Source organism: Janthinobacterium sp. CG_23.3 (genome assembly GCF_046115965.1).
In the GTDB taxonomy this organism is placed as follows: domain Bacteria; phylum Pseudomonadota; class Gammaproteobacteria; order Burkholderiales; family Burkholderiaceae_D; genus Janthinobacterium.
This window is the reverse complement of the sequence record NZ_JBJXIB010000079.1, coordinates 18,929-27,899: the sequence shown is the minus strand read 5'-3', so window position 1 is coordinate 27,899 and position 8,971 is coordinate 18,929. Positions and strand designations below refer to the sequence as shown.

The 8,971-nt window shown below is 67.6% G+C and carries 4 protein-coding genes; all 4 read right to left on the bottom strand.

Translation table 11 applies throughout. The annotated features are described in order from the left end of the window. Positions 1–105: 105 nt before the first annotated feature. The 4 genes from ACFDR9_RS17965 to uvrA all read right to left on the bottom strand — a co-directional run bounded on the left by ACFDR9_RS17965 (position 106) and on the right by uvrA (position 8,643). Positions 106–3,369, bottom strand: a complete 3,264-nt coding sequence (locus ACFDR9_RS17965; protein WP_409031864.1) for a VWA domain-containing protein — start codon at positions 3,367–3,369, stop codon at positions 106–108. Between the two features lie 61 nt (positions 3,370–3,430). Next, positions 3,431–5,146, bottom strand: a complete 1,716-nt coding sequence (locus tag ACFDR9_RS17960) for a hypothetical protein (RefSeq protein ID WP_409031863.1) — start codon at positions 5,144–5,146, stop codon at positions 3,431–3,433. A gap of 168 nt (positions 5,147–5,314) precedes the next feature. Further along, on the bottom strand, positions 5,315–5,788 hold the full coding sequence (locus ACFDR9_RS17955; RefSeq protein WP_409031862.1) for an adenylate kinase: 474 nt from the start codon (positions 5,786–5,788) through the stop codon (positions 5,315–5,317). Between the two features lie 2 nt (positions 5,789–5,790). Beyond that, on the bottom strand, positions 5,791–8,643 hold the full coding sequence (uvrA, locus tag ACFDR9_RS17950) for an excinuclease ABC subunit UvrA (protein ID WP_409031861.1): 2,853 nt from the start codon (positions 8,641–8,643) through the stop codon (positions 5,791–5,793). Positions 8,644–8,971 lie beyond the last annotated feature (328 nt).

The following is an 8,971-nucleotide window of genomic DNA, read 5'->3' as shown; positions in this document are numbered from 1 at the left end:
CATAACCTCAACTACTCGAACCGCCCGGTGCGGACCCGCATGCCGGGTGGTGTGGCAGGGGTCGGCTAGTTTCACTGGCCGCCCCTATGCCAATTCGCCCGTCGCTTACGGCCCCGGGACTGTCAGCGTGAGCGGCCTGGGCGTAATCTGCTGCACGTCGATCGACGGCGCGTGGTGGCCGTCGCCGGCGGTGTAGACCGCCGTCACGCTCAGCTCCACGGTGCTGATAATTTCCAGTATCCCCACCGTCAGCGGCAGCGGGCCGGCCGGCGCCGCGCCCAGCAGCAGCGTGGCCAGGCGGCAGCAGTCGTCCATCGTCGCGTTGTGCGCCGGCAGCAGCAGCGCCTCCAGCGTAACGGGCGCCTGGAAGCGCGGCTCGCGCCCCAGCACCGCGCCGGCCAGCACCAGCGGAATGACGCGCTTGAGCAGCGGCGCCGGCTTGCCGTGCCAGTTGTGGATATTGATTTCGGTCGAGTAGCGCCCGGGCCGCACCGGCGCGCACTCGCAGCAGCTTTCCTGTTGCTCGCCGCACAGGAATTTCACGCTGTAGGCGTACAGCTTAAAGTTGAGCGGCGTGACCACGGCGGCCGGCCGGCCCGGCTGCGCCAGGCCGATCTGCGGCGCTTGCAGGGAGCCCGGCTCGGTGCAGACGTCGACCTCGTAACTGCCGTCGCCGAGGTCGGCGACCGGCCCCGACGGTGTGCTGCCCGGCTGGCCCTGCACGGTGAAGCCGTCGGCGCGTCCCGGCCCCAGCAGGTTGCGGTATTTGTCGCGCGGCGTGAAGCGCATCCGGTAGCAGGCGCCGCCGTCCGGACGCGGCGGCAGGTCGGTGACGCTGGCGTCGGTGGTGCCGCCGTCGATGCCGACGTCGACGTGCACCGACCAGGTCAACTCGCGCATGCCGCTGCAGTCGTCGCCGTAGGTGGCCCTGGCGTAGAAGGTGTAGTTGCCTTCGAGCGTAAGGAAGTCCGCCAGGCGCCGGCCGAAGGTGGCGGTTTCCTCGAAGGCGCCGTTGGTGTTGAGCGAGTCGGCGGCCAGCGTCAGCTCGGTTTTGACGTAGCGCACCACCGCTTGGCCGGTGTTTTTTTCCAGCGCCTGCAGGGTCGCCTGGCGCGCCGGGACCAGGTCGCCGCCGGCGCCGCCGGGCGCGCCCAGCCCGGACTGGCTGAGCACGTTGCCGACGCCGGTGTCGGGGCGCGTGACGGTCATGCTGGCCTGCATATTCTCCGGCCAGCCGCCGTCGTCGTAGCGCACCAGCACGATGGGGTTGATGTCGTCGCCGGTGTAGCGCCGCGCCCGCTCGGGCATGCGGCTGATGCGCGGCCCGCCGCTGGGAATGACGTTGACGAAGTAGCGCAGCGCCGGACCCGCCTCCGCCGCCGCCACCGGGATCGGGATGTCGCGCGGGCGCGCCACGTTGACGTGCCACAGCCCGTCGCGCTCGCCGCCGATCGGCAACGCGATGCGCAGGAAGGCCCAGGTGCGGCCGCTGTCGCCCTGCACGCCGGGCGTCGACAGCGTCAGCACCGCGCCGCCGGGCGTGGTCACTTCCAGCAGCAGCGTGGCGGCGTTGCTGTCCCAACCGGCCACGGCGGTGATGGCGTCCTCGCCGCAGACGCGGAACGGTACCGGCGCGCCGGCGTCTTGCTCGGGGGGCAGGTCGAATTCCGGGTCCATCAGGATGCCCGTTTCAAAAATGTTGCCGAAGGCGGCGGAGTAGAATTTTTCCAGCGCCAGGCCGCCGCCGGCCCGCGTGTACAGGCCGCCGTGCGCCTCGGCCAGTGCGCTGAGCAGGGCGCCGTCCAGGCTGGATTCGGCGCCGAAACCGATCGCGTGCACGGTGATGCCGGCCAGACCGGCGTCGACGTCGGCGATCGACGGCGGCGTGTTTTGCAAGCCGTCCGTCATCAGCAGGATCGTCCGCGGATTGGCGCCGGGCGCGGCCGCCAGCTGCGCGCGCGCCGCCTCCAGGCCGGCGCCGATCGAGGTGTTGCCGCCCGGCGTCAGCGACGGCAGCTTGCCGCCGATGTAGGGCGGTGGCCCGACCAGCGCGTTCTTCACCGCGTCCGTCACCGCGCTCAGCGCCAGGTCGAGCGGGGCGCTGGCCGCGCTGCTGAACGAGACCAGGCCGAGGCGGTTGCCGGCGTCGCTCTTGATTAATTGCACGAACAGCGACAGCGCGTCGCGCGCGGCCTCGATCTTGGCGCGCCCTTCGCCATCGTCGAGCGCCATGCTGCCCGAGCGGTCGAACACCAGCATGACGTCGCGCGTAACCGGCGGCGGCGGCGCCGGGGCGATCGCCTGCAGGATGGTGGCGGTGGGAAAATAGCTGAGGTGGCCGCCATGGCACGGGGCGCCGTTCGACAGCACCCCGGCGATGCGGCCGGCGAGGTCGAACAGGCCCGAGCCGGAACTGCCGCCGGAGACGTCAAAGCTGGTCGGCACCGTGATCGAGCCGGCCGCGCTGCCGAGCACGGCGGCAAAGCCCTGCGCGTGCGGCAGCGAGAGTTTCTTGACGGCGCCGTTGGGCTGGTGCACGCCGAACACCTGCTCGCCCGGCACCGGCAGGTCGTGGCGCATCTGCAGCGCCGGCACGCCCGGCGGCGCCTCGGCCAGTTGCAGCAGGCTGAAGTCGCCGACGCCGTCGTAGTGGTGCGCCAGCACCGCCTTGACCTTGTAGAACTGCGGGTTGTAGCCGGCCGGGCGGCTGCCGTCGCATTCGCTGCGGTAGTCGAACGTCACCGAGCTGCTGAGCGCCTCGGCCGGCGTGTGGCAATGGCCGGCGGTGATGATCTTGTCGGCGTCGACCAAGGTCACCGAGCAGGTCGACAGGTGCGCGCCGTGCACCGACAGGATCATGCCGGCGCTGCGGGCGACGCGCGCGCGCACGTCCGCCGCCGGGATGGCGCAGGCGGCGTTTTCCCAGTTCGGCGGCTCGCTGCAATACCAGAACGGATCGTAGGTCGGCTCCTCGAACGCCGCTCCCTGGTAGAACGGGTCGGAATTGGAAAAGCTTGGATGGCCGGGCTCGCCGGCGTGGCGTTCGCCGCGGCCGTACTGGTCCAGCTGCACGCTGCCGGTCGGCGCCCCGGCCGGGATATAGGTGATTTGCACCCCGGCCGGAAAGGCGTAGACGTTCACCGGCCGGGTCCAGAACGCGGGACCGTCGGCGGCCGTGAAGGTGTCGACGTCGTAGCCCAGGTTGACCTGCAACTGGTCGCCCGGCTCGAAGTCGAGGTTTTGGAAATGCAGCAGCAGCAGCTTGGTGCCGCCGGGCGCCGGCGAGGCCGGCGGATTGAACACCGTCAGCCCCGGCCCGACCACGAGCGGGGCGCCCAGCACTTGAATGGTTCCGGTGATGTGCGACATGGCGCTTCCTCCTCGATGACTGCGTAACTGCTCACTGGTGGGCGGCGGCGGCGACGGCCGCCTAGCGCCGCGCCTCGATCTGCTCGACGTGAATCGACACCCCGGCGCCGGGGTGCGCGCCGCTGCTGGTGTAGACCGCCGTGATGGCGACCGGGGCGCTGGCGGTAATCTCCAGGAAACCGATGGTCAGCGGCGGGGCGGCCGACGGCGCCGCTCCCAGCAGCAGCTCCATGATGTGGCAGCAATCGTCCATCGTGGCGGCCTGCGCCGGCAGCCGCATGCGTTCCTCGGCGCGCGGCGCTGCCACGCGCGGCTCGCGCCCGGCGGCCGCGCCGGCCAGCACCAGCGGCACTAAGCGCTTGAGCAACTCCACCGGCTTGAGCGAATAGTTGTGGATGTTGATTTCGGTGGCGTACACGCCCGGCTGCACCGGCGCGCAGTCGCAGCCGCACTGCGCCTGCACGCCGCAGATGAACTTGACCGAATAGACGATGGCGCAGGCCGGCACGGTGATCTGCACCGTCTTGCTGGCGATTACCTTGGTGTCGGCCACCACGTCGAGGCTACCGTTGACCAGCTGTTCCTCGGCGCTGCAGGCGATGCCGGTGAAGCGCACGCGGAAGGTCAGCACGTGCTCCCCGTCGCCGGTCAGCGGACCGTAGCCGCCGGCCGGGGTGATCGAAGTGACGAACGGCGCCACGCCAGCCGACGGCACCAGGTTGACGTTCTGGATCGTGCCGACCGCCGCCGTGACCAGCTTGATGATGGTGTTGACGATGCTGCCGGCGTTGATGCCGACGGCCAGCGCGCCGCCGGTGGCGTTGGTGATGCGGGTGGCTTGGCCGGGGGTGCCGCCGGGCGGGCCGCACTGCGCCACGTAATCGGTGGCGCCGGCGGCGGGGTCGCCGTCCAGGCCCGGGTTGGCGGTGGAAATGGCCAGCACGGCGATGCCCTCGGCCACCAGCTTGGCGGTGGCGCTGGCCTCGGTGACGGTCGCCGCGCCGGAAACCCCGCTGCAAATCGGGTCGTGGCTGGGCACGTCGCCGAACCAGACGACGATGCGCTTGCTACCGGCGCGCCAGCCGATGCCGCCGCCCGGCGCCTCGGCCAGGCTGTCGAGCGCGAACAGCGCGCACTCGGGGCCGTCGCCGCCGCCGCTGGCCGACCAGGCGTTGATCGCCGCCGTCACCGGCGCCGCGGCGTTGGTCGGGGCGAGCTGGTGCTGGAAGCCGTACGGGTCGCCGGAGGCGAAATCCTTGTAGTTGCCGACGCCATACACCAGATCCAGGCCGAGCCCGTTGAGGGCGGCCAGCACGTTGGCGCTGCCGGCCTGGACGGCGGCCAAAATCCCGCCCATCGACGCCGTGGTATCGGCCAGGAAATACACGTCGGCCTTGACCGCGCCGCCGCTTTTCGGGATGGTGACGGTGATGGTTTCATCGACGACCTGGCCGGGATTGAGCGTCAGCACATTGCTGGAAGGCTGGATCACGACCGGCGCCAGCGCGACGGCGTCGCCCGTGTGCAGCACGGCGCGGACGCGCTCGAACAGGCGCCGCAGCTGCGGCGTGGGTTCCAGCACCTCGCCGCGCTGGTCGAGCATGACGGTGTAGGCCCTGCCGTTCGCGTCCGGCGCGTCGACCACCGTGAAGCGGTATACCGGCGCGCCCGAGGCCGGCTCCGGCAATGCCAGGCTGTCGACCGTCATCGGCGCCTTGAGGCAATACAGTTGCGCGGCGATCGCCGCGGCCTTGTCGGCGTAAGACTGTGCGTCCATGATTTCTCCCCGGTTCGAAACAGCCTCTTAAGCTTAGAACTCGTCGTGGAGGGGGGATTTGTCGCCGGTCAATCTCGTGCTGGAAACACGGCGCGAAAAAAAGCCAGCCTCTGGTAGCCGGCTGGCTGGCGCTGTAGTGCGATGCCGAGGTTTGCCCCCAGGGCTGCGCTATGGGTTTAACACCTCGCGCTTGTGGCCGGAAAAGCCATCAAATACACGACGATGCACGATGTAAGAGCAGCTATCGTCGCGGCTGTAATACAAACCCACCCAATCGAGCAGGAAGGGCAGCATGCTTAGCTGCGCCTCCGGCGACGCGTACTTGTGCGCCTCCCAAGGCCGTTTGCGGTTGTTCGCCAGACAGACTTCCCGGCCCGGGTTCATGAAGACCAGTTCGCTGCAATCGCCCAGCGCCGCCTCGATCACGTCGCCGTAGCAGCCCTCGACCACCCAGCGTTCATTGGCGTCGATGAAGGCGCGCACGTCGTGCGCGACATCGCCGGCGGCGCGCGCCACGGCGATCCGCCCCGGCTGCCACACAATGGTGTCGAGGTCCAGATGCGCCAGGGCGTGGCTGGCCGCCAGCGCGCGCGCACAATGCGATTTTCCCGAGCCGGAATTGCCGAGCACTAAAACGCGCACGCTCAGGCCTGGTTCAGCAGCGGTCCGAGGTAGCGTCCGGTCACGCTGGCCGGATTCAACGCCACATCCTCCGGCGTGCCGCTGGCGATGATCTGGCCGCCGCCGGCACCGCCCTCGGGACCGAGGTCGACCAGCCAGTCGGCCGTCTTGATGACGTCCAGGTTGTGCTCGATGATAACCAGCGTGTTGCCCTGGTCGCGCAGGCGGTGGATCACCTTCAGCAGCAAGTCGATGTCGTGGAAATGCAGACCGGTGGTCGGCTCGTCGAGGATATACAGCGTGCGGCCGGTGTCGCGCTTGGACAGCTCCAGCGACAGCTTGACGCGCTGCGCCTCGCCGCCCGACAAGGTGGTCGCGCTCTGGCCCAGGCGGATATAGCCGAGGCCGACGTCGAGCAGCGTGTGCAGCTTGCGCGCGATCAACGGCACCGGCTTGAAGAAGACATGGGCTTCCTCCACCGTCATCGCCAAGACCTCGGTGATGTTCTTGCCCTTGTACTGCACCTCCAGCGTCTCGCGGTTGTAGCGCTTGCCGTGGCAGACGTCGCACGGCACGTAGACGTCCGGCAAAAAGTGCATCTCGACCTTGATCACGCCGTCGCCCTGGCAAGCCTCGCAGCGGCCACCCTTGACGTTGAACGAGAAGCGGCCGGCGCTGTAGCCGCGCTCCTTGGCCGTTGGCACCGTCGCGAACAGGTCGCGGATCGGCGTGAACAGGCCGGTGTAGGTGGCCGGGTTGGAGCGCGGCGTGCGCCCGATCGGCGCCTGGTCGACGGCGATGACCTTGTCGAAATGTTCCAGGCCGCTGATCGAATCGTGCGGCGCCGGTTCCGTCTGCGAACCGTACAGGTGGCGCGACAGCGCCGGATACAGCGTGTCGTTGACCAGCGAGGACTTGCCCGAGCCGGACACGCCCGTCACGCAGGTCAACAGGCCGACCGGCAGGCTCAGCGAGACGTTCTTCAGGTTGTTGCCGGTGGCGCCGGTGATCGTCAGCTGCTTGTCCGGGTTCGACGGATGCCGCTTGGCCGGCACGGCGATCTTCAAGGTGCCGTTCAGATACTTGGCCGTCAGCGAATGCTCGTTCTTGAGGATATCCTCCAGCGTGCCCTCGGCGATGATCTCGCCGCCGTGCACGCCGGCGCCCAGGCCCATGTCGACGACATAGTCGGCGGTGCGGATGGCGTCCTCGTCGTGCTCGACCACCAGCACGCTGTTGCCGATGTCGCGCAAATGCTTGAGCGTCTCGATCAGGCGGTCGTTGTCGCGCTGGTGCAGGCCGATCGACGGCTCGTCGAGCACGTACATGACGCCGGTCAAGCCGGAGCCGATTTGCGACGCCAGGCGGATGCGCTGCGCCTCGCCGCCGGAGAGCGTGTCGGCGCTGCGGTCGAGCGACAGGTAGTCGAGGCCGACGTTGTTCAAGAACTTCAGGCGCGAAATGATTTCCTTGACGACGCGGTCGGCGATTTCCTTCTTGGAGCCGGTCAACACCAGTTCCTCGAAAAATTTCAGGGTCTGGCGCAGCGGCTTGGCGGCCACCTCGTAGATCGCGCGCTCCTGGGCGCCGTTGCCGACCTTGACGAAGCGCGCCTCGACGCGCAGGCGCGCGCCCTGGCAGGACGGACACTGCTTCTCGTTGATGAACTTGGCCAACTCCTCCTTGACCGCCATCGAATCGGTTTCGCGGTAGCGCCGCGACAGATTGTTGACCACGCCCTCGAAGGTGTGTTCCTTGATGACGGTACGGCCGCGCTCGTTCACATAGGCAAACGGAATCGACTGCTTGGCGGAACCGTACAGCACCACTTGCTGCGCCGACAGCGCCAGCTGCTCGAACGGCATGTCCAGTTCGAACTCGTAAAACGCCGCCAGGTTCGACAGCATCTGGAAATAAAACTGGTTGCGCCGGTCCCAGCCCTTGACGGCGCCGGACGCCAGCGACAGGTTGGGGAAGGCGACAATGCGTTTCGGATCGAAGAATTCAATGTGGCCCAGGCCGTCGCATTCCGGGCAGGCGCCCATCGGGTTGTTGAAGGAGAACAGGCGCGGTTCCAGCTCTTGCAAGGAATAGCCGCAGGCGTTGCAGGCGAACTTGTTCGAGAACACGGTTTCCTTGGCGCTGTCCATCTCGTAGGCCACCGCGCGGCCGTCGGCCAGGCGCAGCGCGGTTTCGAAACTTTCGGCCAGGCGCTGCTTGATCTCGGGATTCACCTTGACCCGGTCGATGACGACGTCGATCGTGTGCTTTTCGGTCTTCTTGAGCTTTGGCAAGTCGTCGATTTCGTAGATCTTGGCGGCGTGGGTGCCGCTCTGGACGCGGAAACGCACGAAGCCGTGCGCCTGCATCTGCTCGAACAAATCGACGTGCTCGCCCTTGCGGTTGGCGACGACCGGCGCCAGTATCATCAACTTGGTGTCTTGCGGCATCGCCAGCACGGCGTCGACCATTTGCGACACCGACTGGGCCGCCAACGCGTTTTCCGGATGGTCCGGGCAATACGGCGTGCCGACGCGGGCGTACAGCAGGCGCAGGTAATCGTGGATCTCGGTGACGGTGCCGACGGTAGAACGCGGATTGTGCGACGTGGCTTTTTGCTCGATCGAAATGGCCGGCGACAGGCCCTCGATCAGATCGACATCCGGCTTTTCCATCAATTGCAGGAATTGGCGCGCGTAAGCAGACAAAGACTCAACATAGCGACGCTGGCCCTCGGCGTACAGCGTGTCGAACGCCAGCGAGGACTTGCCGGAACCGGACAGGCCGGTGATCACGATCAGCTTGTTGCGTGGCAGGTCGAGGTTGATGTTCTTGAGATTGTGCGTGCGAGCGCCGCGGATGCGGATCTGTTCCATTATTGTGTGCCTTGCTTTCATGAGGTATGGCGAGCCGGCGTGGGCCGAAACCAGCGATAACGGGGCCAAAACGGGTCAACCTAATACTATAGCCGGGTTTTGCGCGGCACGCCTTGCCGCGACGCGACGGGGGCCGGAGGCGCGCTCCGGCAAAGCTTGATGCAGATGCCAGACGGGCGCTAAATACTGTATATAATACCAGTATTCATCGTTGCTGTTTCCGACGCGACAGAAAAACATTTGGCGTCCGCAGCGGCCCGCCATAGGGCGCCGGTGCGTGGCAAAAGAGTCGCCTTGGACGGGTGAGTGGCTTATAATCGTCGTCTAG